Here is a 19,191-nt window from a genome sequence, read left to right as displayed (position 1 = left end):
GCCAGCCTCTCACCACCTAGACGAACGGCGCTGCGCTTTATCGACACCGGTGCGTGCTGCGGTGCATCGGTATGGGTGCAGCAGATCGGCGCCGCGCACCGGACATGACGGAGCCCCGACTCAGCGCGTGGGTCGGGGCTCCGGGCTGAGGGAGAGAGTCAGTCGGTGAGGTCGGCCGCGTCGTGCGCGTCCTTGGCAGCAGCCTGCTCGGAGGTGGCGCCATCGGTGGACAACTGCCCGCCCGTGCTCTCCAGGTGTGCACGGACGAACCAGTGGAACAGCTCGAGCTGGCGCAACTGGCCGATGATCATGTCCTCGGTGACGGGGTCGAGGTCCGCGATGGCGGCCTGCGCCTTGCGGTGGTCCTCGAGCAGGTTGATGTAGACCGCGTCGAGAGCACCGAGGTGCTCGTTGGTCGTGGCGCGACCGAGCGAGTAGTCGTCCCACGTACGGCCGTCGACGATCGCGCCCGGAGTGCCGAGCGGGGAGACGCCGAGCGTCGCGATGCGCTCAGCGGTCTCGTCGACCATCGCGATGACCTCGTCGACGTGAGGGTCGATCATCTCGTGGACGGCGATGAAGTGGGGTCCGACGACGTTCCAGTGCACGTGCTTGAGCGTGAGGTGAAGGTCGTTGAGAGCGTTCAACCGGGCCTGCAGGATGCCGGCGAGCTTCTCGCCCTCGGCGTTCGTCAGTCCGGGAATCGTGAATTGCGGAGTTGAAGTAGCCATGACCCCTCGGTACCCACCTGGGTCCCGTTCACACGTCCATCCTTGGAGATGCCGAACCGGGCCGGACCCGATAGCGTGATTGGCTGCTGTCGCGCGCCCACAGGCGCATCCGCGATGGCGACGTCTCCAAGGGAGGAACCCCATGGGCATCATCGGATTCATCATCGTCGGCCTGGTTGCCGGCTTCATCGCTCGCGCCGTCGTGCCGGGCAAGGACGACTTCGGCATCATCGGCACGATCGTGCTCGGCATGGTCGGCTCGTTCGTCGGCGGACTGCTCGGCTCGCTGTTCTCGGACGGACCCATGGAGCTCGGCGCGGCCGGCATCATCGGGTCGATCATCGGCGCGATCGTCGCCCTGATCGCGTACAACGCGATGACGGGTCGCAAGAAGGTCTCCTGACCTCTAGCACGTCCGGCCGCCCCTTCACCTCGTGGTGGAGGGGCGGCCGTGCATGGTCGGGGCATACGTTTGACCCATGGCTTTGATCGTCTGTCCGTTGTGCGTCCGCGAAGACGATGTGTTCCTCGTGAGCACCCTGCCCGACGGCCGGAAGGAGGCTCGCTGCGACGACTGCAACTTCACCTTCGTCTACGGAGCGCCGGTCGTGGAGAAGAAGCCCGCCCCGCGCAAGCGGGCGAGCAGCGCGGCCAAGCCGTCGAAGCCGACGGTCGTGCCGGCTGTGGTGGTGCAGAAGCGATTCCCAACTGCAGCGGACGTGACGCCCGAGGCCGAGCGACGGGCCTTCGACCTGACCCAGCAGTTCCTCGCGACGGTGCCGCCGGCGGACGACGCGCAGGTCGCGTCCTACTGGGCGAAGTTTGCCTGGGTGTTCTCCGAGGCCGGCATCGACAAGGCCGTGATCTCCGACCTCAAGCTGTTCGTGACCGATCCGACGGGGGCTGCGCTCGGTGACACGACCGAGCTCGACAAGGCCTGGCTGCTGCTGGGGGAGTTCGAGAGCGCGAGGCGGATCCGGGCGATGATCGCGCACCTCATTCGCGGTACCGGCGCCGTCGAGGACCGGCTGACCGATCTGGTCGAGGGACACCGGTCGAACACGATGCCCGGTGTGGGGGAGCCAGCGCTCACCAAGGTGCTCGCCGTGGTGCAGCCCGAGCGGTTCCTGCCGCTCGTGACATATGACACCAAGCGGGCCACCCTCGCCGCGGTCTACGGGCTCGAGCTGCCCAAGGTGGACCCCACGTCGTGGACGATCGGCCGGTTGGCGGTGTGGAGCAACGACCTGCTTGTCGAGCTGCTGGGCGCAGGATTCACCGACATGCGGCACGCTGTGGCGTTCCTGCGGTGGGCCGAGGACCAGCCCGCCGCCTAGTGCCCGCGGCTGTCCGGGGCATCCGCGGAAGGCGCGGATTCATGCAACGCGTGGGGCTCGTGGGGTTCCGACACGCCGCGATTCCTGCGTCCTCATTGGCTCTGACCTGCGCAGATGCGGACGTCTGGAGAAAGTGTCCGGACCTCCTGCAATTGTGTTGCACGGGCCGGATCACCGGCGTACAGTGGCACTAGATCTAGTAGTTACACCGATGTTGTTCGTCCACATCTAGTTGCACAGGATGTCGGGGGTTACCCACCGAAATCCGGGGTTGTCCACATCGTTTCCACACCTTTGTCCCCAAAACGGGGTCAAAACCGCTTCGGTATGAGAGGAGTAGCCGTCATGCACTGCCCGTTCTGCAAGAACACCGACACCCGAGTCCTGGACAGTCGCGTCGCCGACGAGGGTGGAGCCATCCGCCGTCGCCGGGTCTGCTCCGCCTGCGAGAAGCGGTTCACCACGATCGAGCAGATGCAGCTCACCGTGGTCAAGCGGTCCGGCACCACCGAGCCGTTCATCCGCGACAAGGCCATCTCCGGCGTCCGCAAGGCCTGCAAGGGCCGGCCGGTCTCCGACGACGACCTGGCGCGACTCGGCCAGCAGGTCGAGGACACGCTGCGCGACTCAGGCAGCGCAGAGGTCCCGGCCCACGAGGTTGGCCTCGCGATCCTCGAACCGCTCAAGAGCCTCGACGAGGTTGCCTATCTGCGCTTCGCGAGCGTCTACAAGCAGTTCGAGTCCGCTGACGACTTCGCCGAGGAGATCGCCAGCCTGATGGCTGCTGGTGCCGATGGCGAGCTCGCCGAGCAGGCCGCGCGACACACCGATCACCACCAGACCTGAGTCCGGCCGCACCGCCCCGGGCCACCAAGGCACCAGTTCGACGCACGACGCACGACGCACCACGCATCACCACGAACACCTATACGCGCACACATATACAAGGAGCACGCACATGACGGAAACGGTCAGCGGACACTCGGGGTCCTCGCGCAAGACGGCTGGCAAGAAGGGCGCAGGCCTGAAGATCCAGCGCGTCTACACGACCGAGGGAGTGCACCCGTACGACAACGTCACGTGGGAGCGTCGCGACGTCGTCCAGACCAACTGGAAGACCGGCGAGAACGTCTTCGAGCAGCGCGGCGTCGAGTTCCCTGACTTCTGGAGCGTCAACGCCTCCACGATCGTCACGACCAAGTACTTCCGCGGCGCCGTCGGCTCGACCGAGCGTGAGCAGAGCCTGCGCCAGCTGCTCGACCGTGTCGTCCTGACGTACACGCAGGCCGGTCGCGACCACGGCTACTTCGTCAACGAGGACGACGCCACGATCTTCGAGCACGAGCTCACGCACATGCTCCTGCACCAGGTCTTCAGCTTCAACAGCCCGGTGTGGTTCAACGTCGGCACGTCGAGCCCCCAGCAGGTCAGCGCCTGCTTCATCCTCGCGGTGGATGACTCGATGGACTCGATCCTCAACTGGTACAAGGAAGAGGGTCTGATCTTCAAGGGCGGCTCCGGCGCCGGCCTCAACCTGAGCCGCATCCGTTCGTCCAAGGAGCTGCTGCGCTCCTCGGGCGGCACGGCGTCCGGCCCGGTCTCGTTCATGCGCGGCGCCGACGCGTCCGCCGGCACGATCAAGTCCGGCGGCGCCACGCGTCGCGCGGCCAAGATGGTCGTGCTGGACGTCGACCACCCCGACATCCAGGAGTTCGTCGAGACCAAGGCCAAGGAGGAGGACAAGATTCGCGTCCTCCGCGACGCCGGCTATGACATGGATCTCGGCGGCGCCGACATCACCTCGGTGCAGTACCAGAACGCCAACAACTCGATCCGCGTCAACGACGAGTTCATGCAGGCGGTCGAGAACGGCGGCGAGTTCGGCCTCCGCGCTCGCACCAACGGCGAGATCATCGAGACCGTCGACGCCAAGAAGCTGTGGGAGGACATCGCGCAGGCTGCCTGGGCGTGCGCCGACCCCGGCATCCAGTACGACGGCACGATCAACGACTGGCACACCTCACCGGAGGCCGGCCGCATCACGGCGTCCAACCCGTGCTCGGAGTACATGCACCTGGACAACTCCTCGTGCAACCTTGCGAGCCTCAACCTGCTGAAGTTCCTCAAGGACGACGGCTCGTTCGACACCGAGACGTTCGTCAAGGCGACCGAGTTCATCATCACCGCGATGGACATCTCGATCTGCTTCGCAGATTTCCCGACCGAGGCGATCGGCGACACGACTCGCGCCTACCGCCAGCTCGGCATCGGTTTCGCCAACCTCGGTGCGCTGCTGATGGCGTCGGGCCTGGCGTACGACTCCGATGGCGGCCGCGCGCTGGCCGGCTCGATCACCTCGCTGATGACCGGCACCTCCTACCGCCGCTCGGCCGAGCTCGCCGGGGTCGTCGGACCGTACGACGTATTCGCCCAGAACGCCTCGGCGCACGAGCGCGTCATGCGCAAGCACCAGGCCGCCAACGACGAGATCCGCACGTTGCACGCGATCGACATCGCGGTGCACCGTGAGGCCGCCAAGCAGTGGAAGCTCAACCTCGAGGTCGGTCAGACCAACGGGTGGCGCAACAGCCAGGCGTCGGTGCTCGCACCGACCGGCACGATCGGCTTCATGATGGACTGCGACACGACCGGCATCGAGCCGGACTTCTCGCTGGTCAAGTTCAAGAAGCTCGTTGGTGGCGGCTCGATGCAGATCGTCAACCAGACGATCCCGGCGGCGCTCAAGAAGCTCGGCTACACGGGCGAGACGATCGAGGCGATCGTCGAGTTCATCGCCGAGAACGGTCACGTCGTCGACGCGCCGGGTCTCAAGACCGAGCACTACTCGATCTTCGACACCGCGATGGGCCAGCGCTCGATCGCGCCGATGGGCCACGTCAACATGATGGCCGCGTGCCAGCCGTTCCTGTCCGGTGCCATCTCCAAGACCGTCAACCTGCCGGAGTCGGCCACGGTCGAAGAGATCGAGTACGTCTACTTCCAGGGTTGGAAGCTCGGCCTCAAGGCGCTCGCGGTCTACCGCGACAACTGCAAGGTCGGCCAGCCGCTCTCGGACGGCAAGGGCGCCAAGGAGTCCGGCTCGACGAAGGTTGAGGTCAAGGAAGTCATCGTCGAGAAGCCGATCCGTCGTCGCCTGCCGAAGTCGCGCCAGGCCATCACGACGTCGTTCTCCGTCGGTGGAGCCGAGGGCTACATGACCTCGGGCGCCCACGAGGACGGCTCGCTCGGCGAGATCTTCCTCAAGCTCGGCAAGCAGGGCTCGACCCTGGCCGGCATGATGGACGCCTTCTCGATCGCGATCAGCATCTCGCTGCAGTACGGCGTGCCGCTGGAGACCTTCGTCTCGAAGTTCACAAACATGAAGTTCGAGCCCGCCGGTCTGACTGACGACCCGGACGTCCGCATGAGCCAGTCGATCATGGACTACACGTTCCGTCGTCTGGCCCTGGACTACCTGGACTTCGACACGCGCTCGGCGCAGGGCATCCATTCGGCCGACGAACGTCAGCGTTACCTCGACACGGGCTCCCACCAGCCGGTCAAGGACGGCTCCACTGCCGCCGAGCTGATCGACACCCCGGTCGACGAGCTTGCGCTCGTCGCACCTGTCGAGACGACCAAGGCAGCAGCCGAGGTCCAGGCCGAGACGGCCAAGCCCGCCCCGGCTGGCGCCCACACGAGCGCCGAGCTGCTGGAGTCCTTCACCGGATCCGCGGTCGACTCCCCGCTGTGCATGACCTGTGGCACCAAGATGCGTCCCGCCGGCTCCTGCCACGTCTGCGAAGGATGCGGCAGCACCAGCGGCTGCAGCTGATGGTTGGACTCACACTGGTGAGACTCGATTCAGCCTGCTGAACGGGAAGGAAAGGGACGGAGCCGATTGGCTTCGTCCCTTTCCGTATCTGGGCCAGCTGTTGTCATTGCCGGATGACCCGCTCCAATGGTGCAGCGAGTCGTTCGAGCAGATCGTCGAAGGTCACGCCGACAGTCCGGGCCGCGGGTGATCCCAAATCCGGGAAGTATGTCGGACTTCTGGGCCGCGGGCACCGCCATCTCCAGCAGTGGGGCATGGGTGCCGCGATCACCACGGGTGTCGCCGCGAGCTCCTACCCCGGCATTGTTGCTAGGGGGTGTCCTGGGTCAGGTCAACTCTGCCATCAGCGCGGGATTGGCTCGGCGCAGGATGAGTTCGACATCCTCTCGCCGCACGGCGGTGTAGAGCAGGCTTCGGGCTGCGGCGTACCTCGGATGAGGTGGCCCGCCGAGAGCTTCGATCCGCGCGGGCAATGAGTTGTGTGCGTTGTCGGAGATCTTCACGAGCGTCGCATCGTAGGACTCACAGACGCGTTCGATGCCTTGGAGATAGTCGAGCTCGGGATGCAGGTTGCGCGAGACCAACTCGATTGCGCGCAATGTTCGTTCCGAAACACCAGCGCTCCGCAAGTCGTCCAACGTGATGTCGGAATCTTCGACGACATCGTGCAGCATGCCGGCGATCTGCAGGTCCAGATCGAACGCCGCGAGGCCGTCAGCCACTGCTTCCACATGATGGATGTAGTCGACGCCGAGCTTGTCGACCTGCCCTGCATGTGCTCGCCGCGCGATCTGGTTCGCATCCATCAAGCTGAGTCCAGAAGAGTTGGCCATGCCGCCACGGTAAGGGATGGGATGGGTTGGGGCGGAGGTGGCGGTTGCGTTCAGGCGGCGTGGGTACGTTTGAAGGTATGCGTATCTTCAGTCACCCGATCAAGAAGCTGACCATCCTCGCTGCCTTCGGTGGCGGCTACATTTTGGGCGCCAAGGCGGGCCGTGAGCGGTACGAGCAGATTCGCAACGCCGCGACGCAGGTCAAGCAGGACCCGCGCGTGCAGCAGGCGACCGCCAAGACGGAGGACCTCGTGCGCGAGACCACCGATCGTTTCAGCGCGTCCACCCACGGAGGGGCCGAGGCTCCGCCGATGGGCGAGGGCCAGGTCGACAACGATGAGGTCGTCTACAGCTCCGGGCCGGACGTCGAGGAGACCATTGACGAGCTCGCCGACACCGACACCGACGAGCAGCCCTTCGTCCAGCGCGAGGACAACGCATGAAGGCCATCACCTACAGCTCGTACGGCGACAGCGTCGGCATCCTGGAGCTCACCGATGTCGACGAGCCCAAGATCGGCCCCGACTGGGTCAAGGTCGCGGTCAGGGCGAGCTCGGTCAACCCGGTCGACTGGAAGCTCGCCACCGGCGGCATGGATGGCGCACTCGACACGTTCTTCCCGGTCACGCCGGGCTGGGACGTCGCGGGAGTCGTCGAGCAGGTGGGGCCCGCTGTCACGACGCTCGAGCCCGGGGACGAGGTCTTCGGCTACGTCCGCAAGGACGCTGTGCACGGCGGCACGTATGCCGAGAAGGTCTCGGCGCCAATCCGCACGCTGGCACGGAAGCCGCGCAATGCGAGCTTTGCCGAGGCCGCCGCGATCCCACTGGCGGGCCTGACGGCGTTCCAGACCGTCGTGCACGCCCTCGACATCGGCCCCTCCGACACTGTGCTGATCCACGGCGCGTCCGGCGGCGTCGGCTCGTTCGCGGTGCAGATCGCCGCGTCACTGGGCGCACGGGTGCTGGGCACAGCCTCGGAGGCCAACCACGACTACCTGCGCGGCCTCGGCGCCGAGCCGTTCGTCTACGGCGAGGGCCTGGTCGACCGGGTCCGGTCAGCGATCCCCGAGGGGGTGACCGCGGTGCTTGACTTCAACGGCGCAGACCTCGCCGTCAGCCCGTACCTGCTGTCCGAGACGTCAGCTGGCCGGATCGCGTCGGTCATCGATCCGGGCGTCAAGGAGATGGGCGGGCAGTACGTCTTCGTCAGCCCGGACTTCCACGACCTCGAGGAGCTCGCCGGTCTCTTTGACGACGGCACCCTCACGGTCGAGATCGCCGCGACCTTCGCCCTTGCCGACACGCGTCAGGCGTGGGAGCTGAGCCAGCAGGGACACACCCGCGGCAAGATCGTCATCACGGTCGACTGACCTTCAGGGTGCGGCGGCGTCGACCTCGTGCCACACGTCGTATGCCTCGTCGTACGCGTCGACAGGCAGGTCGAGCGCCCGCCGCACCCGCCAGCGCCCGGTGAGGCACACGATGGGCATGAGGTCGATGTCACCGGGCTGGATGTCCCGCAGCGGGATCGTGAACCAGCGCAGGGCGGCACGCAGGCGACCCGACTCCTCGAGCGACTCACCGATCCACGCGTAGTCGCCGACCACGAGTCCCTCGGCGCGGCTGCGGGTCAGGAGCAACGCGAGCAGCTCGTCGACTTGCGCGCTGTCGCCCTCGGTCAGGGCCACCACCAGCAGGCCGGTCTCCGGCGCGAGAACCGTGCGCCCGCCGTCCTCCAGCGCCAGTTGGTACGCCGTGCGCGCGTCGTCGACGTGCCCGTCGGTCAACAGGTCGTCGGCCAGGCACATCTGCACCTCGGCCCAGCCCTCGTCGCCGGGGGAGAGGTCGGCCAGGAGCTCGCGGTACGCATCGAGCCGCGGGGCCCGGTCCGGCGTGCCGCTGATCTCGTCCAGCGCGTTGCCCAGCGTGTCCCAGTCCATGACGTCGAGTCTGTCAGCCCGCGACCCGCACGACAGAGGCGGTCTGCTTGCTGTCGTCGTCAACAGCACGCGGCAGAGCGCGCCTCATCCACAGCCCTGAATGTGCTGGTGCCCGTCGGGACAGCCGCGTGCCAGCGTTGAGCATCAACGAGGAGAGGGTGCTCATGGAACCGGAAGCGACGGCACCGCGCAAGGACGACCTGACGGTCGGTATGCGGCAATTCATCGTCGACCAGGGCGAGGCCCGGTCGCACGAGACGCGGAGACGTTATGTGCAGGTCGCAGACGACCTGACCGTGTTCCTTGCCGAGGTTGACGTCGCGCCTTGGCTGGGCGCAGAACTGGCCGCGTACCTCGCCCAGCAACGGGCGACCCTGGGTGCCGATGCTCTGCTGCGCTCACTCGGACTGAGTTCATTCATCCGGGTACTGCCGGCGTTCGTGGGGGAGCCGTGGCTTTCCCCGCCGGGCGCCCAACGACGGACACACCGCGCTGCAGTTCGCTACCTGATGACATTCCTGCGGCTCCAAGCACGAGCGCATGGATGCCTGCGCCGCGCGGACTTCGAGGCGATCGACAAGGCGCTTGGCAGCGCCAACCGCTACGACCGATCTGAGCCCGTGGCGAACAGGAGCGGCTACACCACCTGCACGGTCACGCTCGACCTGGTTGAGCATCTCGTCGACCGGCTTCTCGAAGACGTCACGGATGGCCGACAGGAGTCCTTCGACGCGGCGGTTGCTGCGCGACTCAACCCTGTGCCGACGACCGTGTGGATGGAGCCCGAGTGGGGACGCGAGTATGACCGACCGAGTTGGTAGCAACAACAGCGGCGCATCAAGATGCGTTGAGACCCGCATCGCGACGTACACTCAGGAGATGAGGAGCACGGTGAATTTCGATGACGATGTCATCGCGGTGGTGGAAAGGCTGAGAGCCCTGGAGCAACTGGGCTTCAGCGAGGCAGTGAATCGGCTCGCTCGGGCCGGTGCCTCGGTGGTGGGTGCCGACGTCGAACGGCCTGCCTTCGTGCAGCCGACGGTAGATCTGGGCCAGATGACAGACGTGTCCAATGTGGCCGAAGCGCTGGAGCTGGCGGAGGCGAACGATGATCGTTGACGCGAACATCTTGATCTACGCAGCCAACACCTCGGCGAGCGCACATGAGCCAGCCAGGCAATGGTTGGAGGATCAGCTCAACGGTGAAGTCCGGGTTGGTCTGCCGTGGCCTTCGCTATTGGCTTTCATGAGACTCACGACGAGCCCACGCATGTCCCGCTTCCCCATCTCTGGCCAGCAGGCCTGGGCAATCGTGCAGTCGTGGCTCGCGTCGCCGGTCGCGTGGATACCTGCCACGACACCGCACCACGTCGAGATCTTCTCCGCGCTGGTCGACAAGTACCAGATCCACAGCAATCTCGTTCCGGATGCACACCTGGCCGCGTATGCGATCGAGCACAGTGTTCCGCTGGCCTCGGCCGACACAGACTTTGCTCGTTTCAGCGAATTGCGCTGGGTCAACCCGGTCGCGATCTGATCTGCACCGCTCAGAGGGTCTGGAGGCGCTGCCGTACGTCGTCGAGCAGCCGGGCCGGGAACTCCGACGTACGGCGACAGCGGTCGACGAGGTAGACGATCTTGTTGAGCCGGGGGCCGGGCAGCTCGAGCCCACGTGACTCGATCGCCGGGCGCAGGACGTTGCGGTCGAAGCCGCCGTCGCTGGGCTCGTCGATGCCGCGCCACAGGGCGAAGGCCCGCTTGAGATCACCGTGCGCCACAACGCCGTGCTCGGGGGAGAGCGCGACCGCAATCGCGCCGACGAGCCACGCATCGCTGTCCTGCAGGGAGTCGACGCCGAGCTGGACCGTGCCGGAGTCCGGGGCAGCGGCATGCGGCAGGGCGAAGGTCACGACGGCGGTGAAGGTCAGATCGGGGAAGCGCAGCTCGATCCGCGAGCCGCTGTCGGTCAAAGAGATCTTCTGCCCAGGCGCAGGTGTCGTGGAGCCGCCGAACGGGGACGTCAGCTCGACGACCGCGCCGTTGTCCCGCTGGCCGCGGTGGACGACCGGCTGCCCGGCCGTCGCGGTGACGACCAGTGCCGGGTCGCTGACGTACGGGAGGCGCACGAAGACGTACGTCGTGCCGTCGATCGTCTCGGCGACGAGGCGCTGCTGCTCCGGCAGGTTCATCCGCCGCGCGAGGATGAAGGCCGACCCCGGCTCGACCACGGCCTCACCGGCGTACTGATCGCCGGCCGACCAGGCGATGTGCAGCAACCGGGGCTCCTCGGTGGAATGCGTTCCGCGGCGGCTCGACCTGAGCCGCCATGACCCTGACGATGATGCCATGGGCACTCTTTCGTCGTTGACCTTCAACTTCCTGATCCTGGTCGTGTTCGTCGCGGCCGTGTACGTCGCGCTGCGGGTCGCGCAGAGCATCTTCGGCACGAGCTCGAAGAAGGCCGCCGCGACCGAGGTCGCCGCCAAGCTCGTGTCGTACCCCACGGGGTCGTCGGCGGTGCTGCGGCGCCGGTTCGTCAAGGCCCTGACCGCGCAGCACGTCGTGATGCCCAGCGGCGAGCGCCTGGCCTTTGGCGACCTGACCGTGCGGGTCGCCCCGGAGGACCTCGAGCGGCTCGACCCCGACGGCGACCTCGAGCGCCTCGGTGACGACGGCGCCCGGCTCTACGCCGCACACGCCGAGCGCGCAGGCTGGGCGGTGCCGGACCGGGTCACCGTCACGGTCGAGGTCGACCCGGGCCTGCGCTCCGGCTGGATCCCGCCGGCCCGGGGCAGCGGCCGAGCCGCTCCGGGGCAGCGCACGTCGACCCCCGCGGTGGGTTGGGAGGCCGTGCCCGACGCGGCCGCGCCCCCCGCAGCGGTCCAGCACCCTTCACTTCGGTCGGCCAAGGTCCCGCCCGCTGCGGTCCGGCCCGACGCGACGATGAACTTCCCTGCGCTGGTGCCCGACCTCGCCGACTCCGCACCGACCATGAATGTCGCCAGCGGACTGCGGCTGGAGCGCGACGGCACGCCGCACACCATCGGACGTTCCGGCGCGGTGCTCGGTCGCCTGCCCGAGAGCGCTGTGCCCTTCGATGAGCCTGAGGTGTCGTACCGCCACGCGGCGGTGCGGGCGCAGGGCGTTCAATGGCAGATCAAGGACCTCGGCAGCACCAACGGCACGACCGTCGACGGTCATCGCATCGATGGCGACGCGTGGACGACGGTGCACCCGGGCTCGGTCGTGGGGCTCGCCGGCGTACGCGTGATCGTCTCGCTGGACACCGCAGGCACGGTGCACCCGCAGGACGTTTCGCGCCACTAGGAACAATGGACCTGCACGACGTAACGTCATGGTGACGTTTTTGCGGACCCCGAGCAGGAGGATCAGTCACATGCCAGATCCTCGTGCAGCGTCCCCGGTGCCGCCGGCGACCGTGCCGGTCGGACAGCGCTTCGAGCTGCTGAAGCGGATCGGTGCGGGCAACCACGGTGTTGTGTTCCGGGCCCGTGACCGGCAGCTGCAGCGCGAGGTAGCGATCAAGCGGTTCTCGCACTTCGTCGCCGACGACCCGCGCGCGATGCGCCGCATCACCCGCGAGGTCGCGACGCTCGCCCGGGTCTCGCACCCGCACGTCGTGACGGTGCACGACCTCGTGCACATGGCCGACGGCGACGGTGAGGTCACGCCGCACCTGGTGATGGAGCTCGTCGAGGGCACGTCGTTGCGTGACCTGCTCGCGACGCAGGGGCCGAGCCTGCGCTCGGTCATCGTCGTCCGCGGCGTGCTCGAAGGACTCGCTGCGTGCCACCAGGCCGGCATCCTGCACCTGGACATCAAGCCCGCCAACGTCCTGGTGACGCCCGGCGGTGCGATCAAGATCGTCGACTTCGGCATCGCCCGGGCTGCGTCCGACGCGACCGCGACTGTCGCCGGCACCCCGCACTACATGGCACCGGAGCAGTTCGACGGCCGGTCCGACGAGCGCAGCGACATCTACTCCGTGGGCTGCCTGCTGTACGAAAGCCTGACCGGCCGGCCTCCGTTCGCGGGCACGATGGCCACCCAGCTCATGGCTCACCGCAACGAGCCGCGCCCCGACCCCCGGGCGTACGCGCCGGAGGTCTCGCCGTCCCTCTCCGCTGTCGTGCAGCGCGCCATGGCGATCGACCCGGATCAGCGCTACCAGGGTGTTGCGCAGATGCTCGATGGCCTGGCCGCCGCCGACCTCAGCCCCGCGGCCGCCCCGGCTGCCCCGGCCCCCGGTCCGGCTATCGCGCCGGCTGCCGCCACCCCGGCAGGGCCGCTCGCGACGGGGTGGGACCGGCTCCAGTCGTACGCCACGGGCCTCGCGCTGAGTGCGTTCATCATCGCGCTGCTGCCCGGACTGGTGTGGGTCACGCTCGCCTTCGTGCCGCTGGACTACCGCCCGTCGGCGTGGGACGACACCCACGCGGGGGACTGGTGGGCGGTGGCCGCCGTGATTGCGGTGATCCACCTGCTGGTGCGCCGGCGCGGGTTCTTCGCTGCGATCAGTGGGCCGGACAAGGGCACCGCGATGTCTCCACGTCGGGTCGACCGGCCCATGCGGTCCGGGCTGCGGATGGCCGCCGGCGCGGGCCTGCGCGGATCGATCCCGATGCTGGCCCCGTGGTACGTCCTGCTCGTGGCCGGCATCGCCGAGGCGTCGGGCATCAAGTGGCCCGACGACGTGTTCTCGGCGTGGGGAGTGGCCTGGCTGCTGATGCCGCTCGCGGCGGCGATGCTCGGCTTCCGGGCGATCACGCGGCTGCGACCGCGGTTCGGTGCGGCGCTGAAGTCCACGACGTACGCGGTGGGTGCCGCGGCCGCCGTCCTGCTGTTCGCCGTCTATCCGCTGGCGGCCTGACCTCAGGCCTTGCGGCTGACCCGCAGCGCGAGGGCCGGGCAGGCCAGGGCGGCGGCGCGGGCCGGGCGGACGAGCTCGGGGTCGAGCTCGCGGCCGTCGAGGATCGGGAAGCCCCACTCGTCGAGAGTGATCTTCTCCGGCAGCAGCCGCGAGCACAGGCCGTGGGCGTCGCAGCGGGTCCAGTCGAGGTCGATCGTGGTCATGAGATTCCTCCTGGCAGGGGCAGGACGTCCGACGCGGGCAGTCCGCACCGGCCGTGCAGGGCGTGGATGGCGAGCTCGGGCGCGAGCGCGTCGAGCGCCGAGCCGATGAACTGTGCCGAGCCGTCGGGATGTGCACACGCACCGCGGCCCCGCACGAGGTCGAGCCGGCGGTGGGCGCCGGCGACGCGGGCAGATCCGGCTCCGGCGGCGATCGCGGCGAGGTCGTCGGCCAGGGCGGGGAGGCCGAAGAAGCACGGCCCGCACTGACCGGCGGACTCCGCGGCGAGCCAGCGCGCGACCCGCACGACTTCCTCGACGATGCAGGTGCCGGGATGGGGGCGGGCGATCACACCGGCGCCGAGCGGCGAGCCGGCTCCGCGCAGGGCCCCCCGGTCGACCGCCAGTCCGGCGAGGTCGGCGACCCACGTGCCGTGATAGCCGCCGACCAGCACCGGCGTCCAGGGACCCGGCAGCAGGACCTCGAGCGGCATGCCGTTCGGGACCTCGACCACACCGGCGTGCGGGACGTCGCCGATCACGGTCAGCAGGCTCGTGCCGGGCTCGGTGGTCGCGCCGACGGAGGCGTACTCGGCCACGCCGAGGCGGGCCAGCAGCGCGATGTGCGCGAAGGTCTCGACGTTCGAGGCGAAGGTCGACCGGCCGTCGACACCGTGGACGTGGGGGAGGACCTTTCGACCGCTGGGGACGGCGGGCTTGCCGCCGAGGCCGTTGATGACGGCACGGATCTCACCGCCGACAAAGCTGTCGGACGTGCGGACGACCTGCACGTCGTCGGCATCGGTGCGCTCCAGGCAGGCGGCGGTCAGCGAGTCGGCCGCGCCAGGGTCGTGAACCGTGATGACGATGTGTCGCGACCCCAGCGCATGGGCCATGACCAGCGCGCCGTCGATCACCAGGTGCGGGGCGTGGGTCATCAGCACACGGTCCTTGTGGCTCGCCGGCTCGCTCTCGCTGCCGTTGACGAGCACCGTGGCATGCGCGCGGCCGGGCATCGCGTCGAGCTTGGTGGACACCGGGAACCCGGCGCCCCCGCGGCCCAGCAGGTTGACCTCGCGCATCGCGTCGGACAGCCAGATGCGACGCCGGAACGGCGGCGCGCCGTGCAGCGCGAGGTGGTGGCGGTGATCGACCCGGCCGAGCTCGATGACGCCGGCGAGCAGCCGGGGCGTGCCGATGACGTGGATGCCGGGGTTCGCGGCGACGTCGGGGTGGATCGCGATGACGGTCATGAGGAGCTCCTGACAAGACTGCGGGCGGCGGTGAGCGGGAGGGAGCGCTGGGTGCGCTCGGAGCGCAACCGGACGACCAGGGCGATGGCGACGGCCAGTCCGCAGGCGACATAGATCGCGGTCGACCACCACGTGCCGGTGTCGGTGCCGGAGAAGATCCCGTGGCCCATCGACAGTGCCCAGCCCGCGTACGCCGACAGGTGCACGACACGCCAGCGGCGGGCCGCCGCGGCCGAGGTCGCGAGCCGTCCGCGCAGGGCACCGGACATCGCGACCAGCACGAACAGGTAGACCGCGATGGTGCCGGCGCCGAGCGCGAGCGGACGGAAGCCCGCCGTGAACGGGATCAGCGCGCCGCCGACCGACACCGCGACGTACGTGTCGAGGACGATCAGGGTCACGTGCGTCAGCAGCATCAGCAACCCGGTGACGGCCGCCGAGCGGTGCGCCATCTGGGTCAGGAAGCGCCGATCGAGGCGGACGGTGTCGGTGCCGGCTGGAATGCGTGATCCCAGGGCACCGAGCACCGTCGAGGCGGTGAACGCGATCAGCGCGACCAGTCCGGCGGCGCGAGCGAGATACCAGATCGTCATCACGCCGCCTGGGAAGCGGCGGGCCACGATCCGACGACCCGGACCGAGCCATGGTGGTCGACCAGGCGCGCGGCGAGTCCTTGCTCGGTGAGGTACGGCACGGCCTCGTCACCGAGGACAAGCGCTGCCGTGCTGGCGGTGTTGGCCGCCACCGCGCTGTGATCCCACACCGTGATGGTGCGCCAGGGGCCGGTGGTCGGTCGTCCGGTGCGGGGGTCGATGACGTGGTGCGCGGCACCCGCGGGCGTACGCCATTGACGGCCCGCCGACGAGGAGGTCGCGAGGCCTCCGTGCTCCAGGCCGATGCGCTGCCCCGGCTGTCCGGCCTGCTCGCTGACGAGCACCTGCCACGGGGTGGCCTTGTCGCCGGCGACGCTGACGTCGCCGCCGATCTCGACCAGCACGCCGGTGCCGAGGCTGCGGGCGATGGTCCGCGCGGCAAGGTCGGCGGTGCGTGCCTTGGCGGTGGCGCCGAGGTCGATCCGCATGCCGGCCGGGACGCCGATGCGGGACAGCTCGTGGTCGACGCGCACCCGGGTCCAGTCGGCCTGGGGCAGCGGCGGCGTGTGGCCGGGGATGACCAGGCGGCCGCGGATGCGCTCGATGTCGGCCTCGTAGCCGGCCTGGATCAGGTGGGCGCCGATCGTCGGGTCGACCGCGCCGCCGGTCTCCTCGGCGGCGTCCAGCGCGATGTCCATCAGGGCGACGGTGCGCCGGCTGACCGGCACGAGTCGTCCGGCGGCGTCGTTGATGCGGGAGACGTCGGAGTGCGGTGCGAAACGGTCGGCGCAGACCGACACCTCGGCCATGAGGGACCGCAGGTGCTGGGTGGCGGGCGTGAGTGCGTCATCGCGGGTCACGGTGAGCCGCACCCGGCAGGACCAGTCGTCCCAGATGGCCGAGGCGCTCATGATGCGTTGCTCGAGCCGTCGGTGGAGCTGCTGGAGCTGTCGGGGCTGGTGACGCCCGAGCTCCGTGAGCTGGTGGAGGGCGACGAGTCCACCGACGAGCTCGAGCTGTCCGGCGTGCTGGTCGTGCCCGTCGACGTCGAGTCGTCGTTCGAGCTGCCGGTGGAGGTGCCGGTGTCGGTCGTCGTGGGGGTGTCGGCCTGGGCGGCGCCGACGGTGAGGGCGCCGGCCAGGACGACGCCGGATGCGGCGATCGCAGCGAACTGCTTGCGTGACCTGGTGACGAGGTTGGCGCGAGATCCTGAGGTGGAGTTCTTCATGGCTCCAGCCTCGTCGCCGGCGCATCACGGGCGCCTCAGCGCAAGATCAAATGCAGGTCAAATCGCGCTGTGCGGAGCCTGAAGGTCCAGCCGTACGGTGTGCGTGCCGTCCTCGTTGGACAGCACGTCCATGCGTCCGCCGGTCGACTCCGCGCAGCTGCGGGCGATGTCCAGGCCCAGGCCGGTCGAGCCGCGGTCGCTGCGTCCGCGCCGGGTCGCGCCCAGCGGTATGCCGGTGCCGTGGTCGATGACGTCGAGCCGACATCCGGACTCGGTGTGCGTCAGCACGACGTGCAGGGGAGTGCCCTCGGGGGTGTGGGCGATGACGTTCTCGATCAGGGCGTCGAGGGCGGCGGTCAGCTCCTCGGGGGTGCAGGCGACCTCGACCGGACCGGCATCCAGGTCGAGGGTGACCTCGCGGCCCTGGTCCTCGGCGAGCGGGGTCCAGAAAGCGACCCGGTCGGACACCACCGTGTGGGCGTCGCAGCGCCTGTCGTCCCGATCGGCCTGGGGCAGACGTGCGTGGTTGATGACCGCGGTCAGCGTGCGCTCGAGCACCGCGACGTGCCGGGCCAGCTCGCGCGAGCGTTCGGAGTCGGGCAGCGCCTCGACGTCGAGCCGGATCGCGGTCATCGGCGTACGCAGGCGGTGGGACAGGTCGGCGATGGTCTCGCGCTCGGACTCCAGCAGGCCCTCGATGCGGTCGGCGAGCACGTTGAGCGCGACCGAGACCTCGGCGATCTCGCGTGCGCCGCTGACGGGTGCGCGGGCGTCGAGCCGGCCGGCGCCGAGCTCCCCGGCGGTGTGCGCCGTCGCGACCAGCGGACGGGTCAACCGGCGGGACACGATCTCGGCGCCGAGGGCGGCGAGCAGCAGGAGCAGCAGGGCCCCGCCAGCGATGATGGACCACCGTTCATAGATTTCGTGGTCGACGGCGTCGTCGTCGACGTACGCCCGCACGAGCGCGCGGCCTGAGGAGTTGGACGCCTGGATGTCGACGATCCAGCCATCGCTCGTGCGCGAGACGCTGGCCGCGGACACCGCGCCGAGTTTGTCGGGACCGTCATCGTCCTTGTCGGCGGGGCCGTCGCCGTCGCCGTCGCCGTCAGGTGGCTTGGGGGCGTCGTCGGGCAGGTTCGCGCCGATCGACGTGCCGTCCGGCAGCAGCACCGTGATCGCGGTGTCGGTGCGCGAGTTGACCCGGGTGACGTAGTTGGCGGTCTGCGCCGCGGTGTAGGAGTTGGTGCTGAGATAGTCGGCGACGCCCTGCGCGATGTATTGCGTCTCGCGGACCACGCGGTCCGAGGCGGACTGCTTGAGCGCGATCGCCAGCGGCACCGCGAACAGGATCAGCACGAGCGCGGTCAGACCAGTCGCGAGCAGCAGGATGCGGCGTCTGAGCGTCATGACGGGTCCACCAGCTTGATGCCGACACCGCGGACGCTGTGCAGGAACCGCGGCTCGGCCGCCGACTCACCCAGCTTGCGCCGCAGCCACGACACGTGGACGTCGACGGTGCGGTCGCCGCCGCCCCACGGCAGGTTCCACACGTCGGCCAACAGGTTGTCCTTGGACACGACCTGCCCGGGTCGTTGCGCGAGATAGAGCAGCAGGTCGAACTCCTTGCGGGTCAGCACCAGCAGCTCGCCAGCCAGGCGCACTTCGCGACCTTGCGGGTCGATGACCAGGTCGGCGATGCGCAGCGCGGTCGGCGCCTCGTCTGCTCCGGGGCCCTGCCGCCGCAGGACTGCCCGGACGCGTGCCAGCACCTGGGCCGCGGAATAGGGCTTGATGATGTAGTCGTCTGCGCCGGCGTCGAGCAGCCGTACGATCTGCCGCTCGTCGTCCCGCGCCGTCGCCACCAAAACCGGCACGTCGCTCAGCGACCGGATCATCGCCAGCACGTCCGACCCGTCCAGATCGGGCAGGCCCAGGTCGAGGATCACCGCATCGGGCGCGAACTCCGTCAGCCGCCCCAACGCATCTGACCCGCGCGCCACCGCCGCGACCGTCACCCCTTGGGCACCCAGCGCGCGGGTCAGCGCCTCACGGATGTCGTCGTCGTCCTCGACGAGGAGGATGCGTGTCATGACGTGAGCGTAGCTGTGGGGTTGTTGCGAGGACCGGTGGCTGACTCTTGTAGGCCGGGTGGTGAAAACGGCAGATGAACGTCTAAGAGGCTCACCCGTTCGCAGATACAACGGACAATGATCCTGCTGTAAGTGCCATCGTCCCAAGTGCCGAATTGCTGTGTCTCACGACCCTAGTCACTGAAGTGGTGAAAACATCTCACATAGGCGGCTCCACACAGCTATGGTGCGGAAGGAACTTCCGTCGGGGTGGGGGCA

22 protein-coding genes are annotated in these 19,191 nt (G+C 68.7%); 11 read left to right on the top strand and 11 right to left on the bottom strand.

Features of this window, described 5'->3' with window-relative positions:
- Positions 1 to 158: 158 nt before the first annotated feature.
- Complete coding sequence (locus C6I20_RS08140) at positions 159 to 731, bottom strand: Dps family protein (protein WP_118395500.1); 573 nt, start codon at positions 729 to 731, stop codon at positions 159 to 161.
- Between the two features lie 142 nt (positions 732 to 873).
- Here C6I20_RS08140 and C6I20_RS08135 point away from each other — a divergent pair, with 142 nt between their 5' ends.
- The 4 genes from C6I20_RS08135 (at position 874) to C6I20_RS08120 (ending at position 5,903) form a co-directional block, all read left to right on the top strand.
- Positions 874 to 1,134, top strand: a complete 261-nt coding sequence (locus C6I20_RS08135) for a GlsB/YeaQ/YmgE family stress response membrane protein (protein ID WP_118395499.1) — start codon at positions 874 to 876, stop codon at positions 1,132 to 1,134.
- Between the two features lie 76 nt (positions 1,135 to 1,210).
- Complete coding sequence (locus C6I20_RS08130) at positions 1,211 to 2,068, top strand: hypothetical protein (protein ID WP_118395498.1); 858 nt, start codon at positions 1,211 to 1,213, stop codon at positions 2,066 to 2,068.
- A 345-nt stretch (positions 2,069 to 2,413) separates the two neighbouring features.
- Positions 2,414 to 2,914 (top strand): transcriptional regulator NrdR, encoded by a 501-nt coding sequence (nrdR, locus tag C6I20_RS08125; protein ID WP_118395497.1) that lies wholly within the window; start codon positions 2,414 to 2,416, stop codon positions 2,912 to 2,914.
- Positions 2,915 to 3,026: 112 nt separating this feature from the next.
- On the top strand, positions 3,027 to 5,903 hold the full coding sequence (locus C6I20_RS08120; protein WP_118395496.1) for a vitamin B12-dependent ribonucleotide reductase: 2,877 nt from the start codon (positions 3,027 to 3,029) through the stop codon (positions 5,901 to 5,903).
- Positions 5,904 to 6,229: 326 nt separating this feature from the next.
- Here the strand turns inward: C6I20_RS08120 and C6I20_RS08115 are convergent, their stop codons facing one another.
- On the bottom strand, positions 6,230 to 6,736 hold the full coding sequence (locus tag C6I20_RS08115) for an HD domain-containing protein (RefSeq protein WP_216823033.1): 507 nt from the start codon (positions 6,734 to 6,736) through the stop codon (positions 6,230 to 6,232).
- Positions 6,737 to 6,813: 77 nt separating this feature from the next.
- Between C6I20_RS08115 and C6I20_RS08110 the strand changes: the two genes are divergently transcribed.
- Entirely contained in the window at positions 6,814 to 7,179 is a 366-nt protein-coding gene (locus C6I20_RS08110; RefSeq protein ID WP_118395494.1) for a hypothetical protein, read from the top strand.
- Positions 7,176 to 8,108, top strand: a complete 933-nt coding sequence (locus C6I20_RS08105; protein WP_118395493.1) for an NADP-dependent oxidoreductase — start codon at positions 7,176 to 7,178, stop codon at positions 8,106 to 8,108. Before C6I20_RS08110 ends, C6I20_RS08105 begins: the two co-directional genes overlap by 4 nt.
- A 3-nt stretch (positions 8,109 to 8,111) precedes the next feature.
- Here C6I20_RS08105 and C6I20_RS08100 read toward each other — a convergent pair whose 3' ends face one another.
- Positions 8,112 to 8,678, bottom strand: coding sequence for a hypothetical protein (locus C6I20_RS08100; protein WP_118395492.1), 567 nt, complete (start codon positions 8,676 to 8,678; stop codon positions 8,112 to 8,114).
- Between the two features lie 164 nt (positions 8,679 to 8,842).
- Here C6I20_RS08100 and C6I20_RS08095 point away from each other — a divergent pair, with 164 nt between their 5' ends.
- Genes C6I20_RS08095 through C6I20_RS08085 form a run of 3 tightly spaced genes read left to right on the top strand, consistent with a single transcriptional unit; the run spans position 8,843 to position 10,215 of the window.
- Positions 8,843 to 9,499: a hypothetical protein gene (locus tag C6I20_RS08095; protein ID WP_162891223.1), complete on the top strand. Its 657-nt coding sequence runs from the start codon at positions 8,843 to 8,845 to the stop codon at positions 9,497 to 9,499.
- A gap of 58 nt (positions 9,500 to 9,557) precedes the next feature.
- Positions 9,558 to 9,797, top strand: a complete 240-nt coding sequence (locus C6I20_RS08090; RefSeq protein WP_118395490.1) for a CopG family transcriptional regulator — start codon at positions 9,558 to 9,560, stop codon at positions 9,795 to 9,797.
- Positions 9,751 to 10,215, top strand: coding sequence for a TA system VapC family ribonuclease toxin (locus C6I20_RS08085; protein WP_371682665.1), 465 nt, complete (start codon positions 9,751 to 9,753; stop codon positions 10,213 to 10,215). The genes C6I20_RS08090 and C6I20_RS08085 overlap by 47 nt, the downstream gene beginning before the upstream one ends.
- Positions 10,216 to 10,225: 10 nt before the next feature.
- Here C6I20_RS08085 and C6I20_RS08080 read toward each other — a convergent pair whose 3' ends face one another.
- Positions 10,226 to 10,954, bottom strand: coding sequence for a hypothetical protein (locus tag C6I20_RS08080; protein ID WP_162891222.1), 729 nt, complete (start codon positions 10,952 to 10,954; stop codon positions 10,226 to 10,228).
- Positions 10,955 to 11,024: 70 nt separating this feature from the next.
- Here C6I20_RS08080 and C6I20_RS08075 point away from each other — a divergent pair, with 70 nt between their 5' ends.
- On the top strand, positions 11,025 to 12,005 hold the full coding sequence (locus C6I20_RS08075) for an FhaA domain-containing protein (protein WP_162891221.1): 981 nt from the start codon (positions 11,025 to 11,027) through the stop codon (positions 12,003 to 12,005).
- Positions 12,006 to 12,075: 70 nt separating this feature from the next.
- Positions 12,076 to 13,569, top strand: coding sequence for a serine/threonine-protein kinase (locus C6I20_RS08070; protein WP_162891220.1), 1,494 nt, complete (start codon positions 12,076 to 12,078; stop codon positions 13,567 to 13,569).
- Between the two features lie 2 nt (positions 13,570 to 13,571).
- Here the strand turns inward: C6I20_RS08070 and C6I20_RS08065 are convergent, their stop codons facing one another.
- The 7 genes from C6I20_RS08065 to C6I20_RS08040 are packed head-to-tail and all read right to left on the bottom strand — an operon-like array spanning position 13,572 to position 18,933.
- On the bottom strand, positions 13,572 to 13,772 hold the full coding sequence (locus C6I20_RS08065; protein WP_118395485.1) for a ferredoxin: 201 nt from the start codon (positions 13,770 to 13,772) through the stop codon (positions 13,572 to 13,574).
- The gene (locus tag C6I20_RS08060) at positions 13,769 to 15,022 is read right to left on the bottom strand and encodes an NADH-ubiquinone oxidoreductase-F iron-sulfur binding region domain-containing protein (protein WP_162891219.1); all 1,254 of its coding nucleotides are present in this window, start codon (positions 15,020 to 15,022) and stop codon (positions 13,769 to 13,771) included. The genes C6I20_RS08065 and C6I20_RS08060 overlap by 4 nt, the downstream gene beginning before the upstream one ends.
- The gene (locus C6I20_RS17095; protein ID WP_162891218.1) at positions 15,019 to 15,615 is read right to left on the bottom strand and encodes a ferric reductase; all 597 of its coding nucleotides are present in this window, start codon (positions 15,613 to 15,615) and stop codon (positions 15,019 to 15,021) included. Before C6I20_RS17095 ends, C6I20_RS08060 begins: the two co-directional genes overlap by 4 nt.
- Positions 15,615 to 16,526, bottom strand: a complete 912-nt coding sequence (locus C6I20_RS08055) for an FAD:protein FMN transferase (protein WP_118395483.1) — start codon at positions 16,524 to 16,526, stop codon at positions 15,615 to 15,617. Before C6I20_RS08055 ends, C6I20_RS17095 begins: the two co-directional genes overlap by 1 nt.
- Positions 16,523 to 16,843, bottom strand: a complete 321-nt coding sequence (locus C6I20_RS08050) for a hypothetical protein (protein WP_118395482.1) — start codon at positions 16,841 to 16,843, stop codon at positions 16,523 to 16,525. Before C6I20_RS08050 ends, C6I20_RS08055 begins: the two co-directional genes overlap by 4 nt.
- Positions 16,844 to 16,900: 57 nt before the next feature.
- A complete protein-coding gene (locus tag C6I20_RS08045; protein ID WP_118395481.1) occupies positions 16,901 to 18,250 on the bottom strand; it encodes a HAMP domain-containing sensor histidine kinase in 1,350 nt (449 codons plus the stop codon).
- On the bottom strand, positions 18,247 to 18,933 hold the full coding sequence (locus tag C6I20_RS08040; RefSeq protein ID WP_118395480.1) for a response regulator transcription factor: 687 nt from the start codon (positions 18,931 to 18,933) through the stop codon (positions 18,247 to 18,249). Before C6I20_RS08040 ends, C6I20_RS08045 begins: the two co-directional genes overlap by 4 nt.
- Positions 18,934 to 19,191: the final 258 nt, after the last annotated feature.

The sequence above is a fragment of the Aeromicrobium sp. A1-2 genome, from assembly GCF_003443875.1.
GTDB lineage: Bacteria > Actinomycetota > Actinomycetes > Propionibacteriales > Nocardioidaceae > Aeromicrobium.
This window is presented reverse-complemented; position numbering and strand designations above follow the sequence as displayed.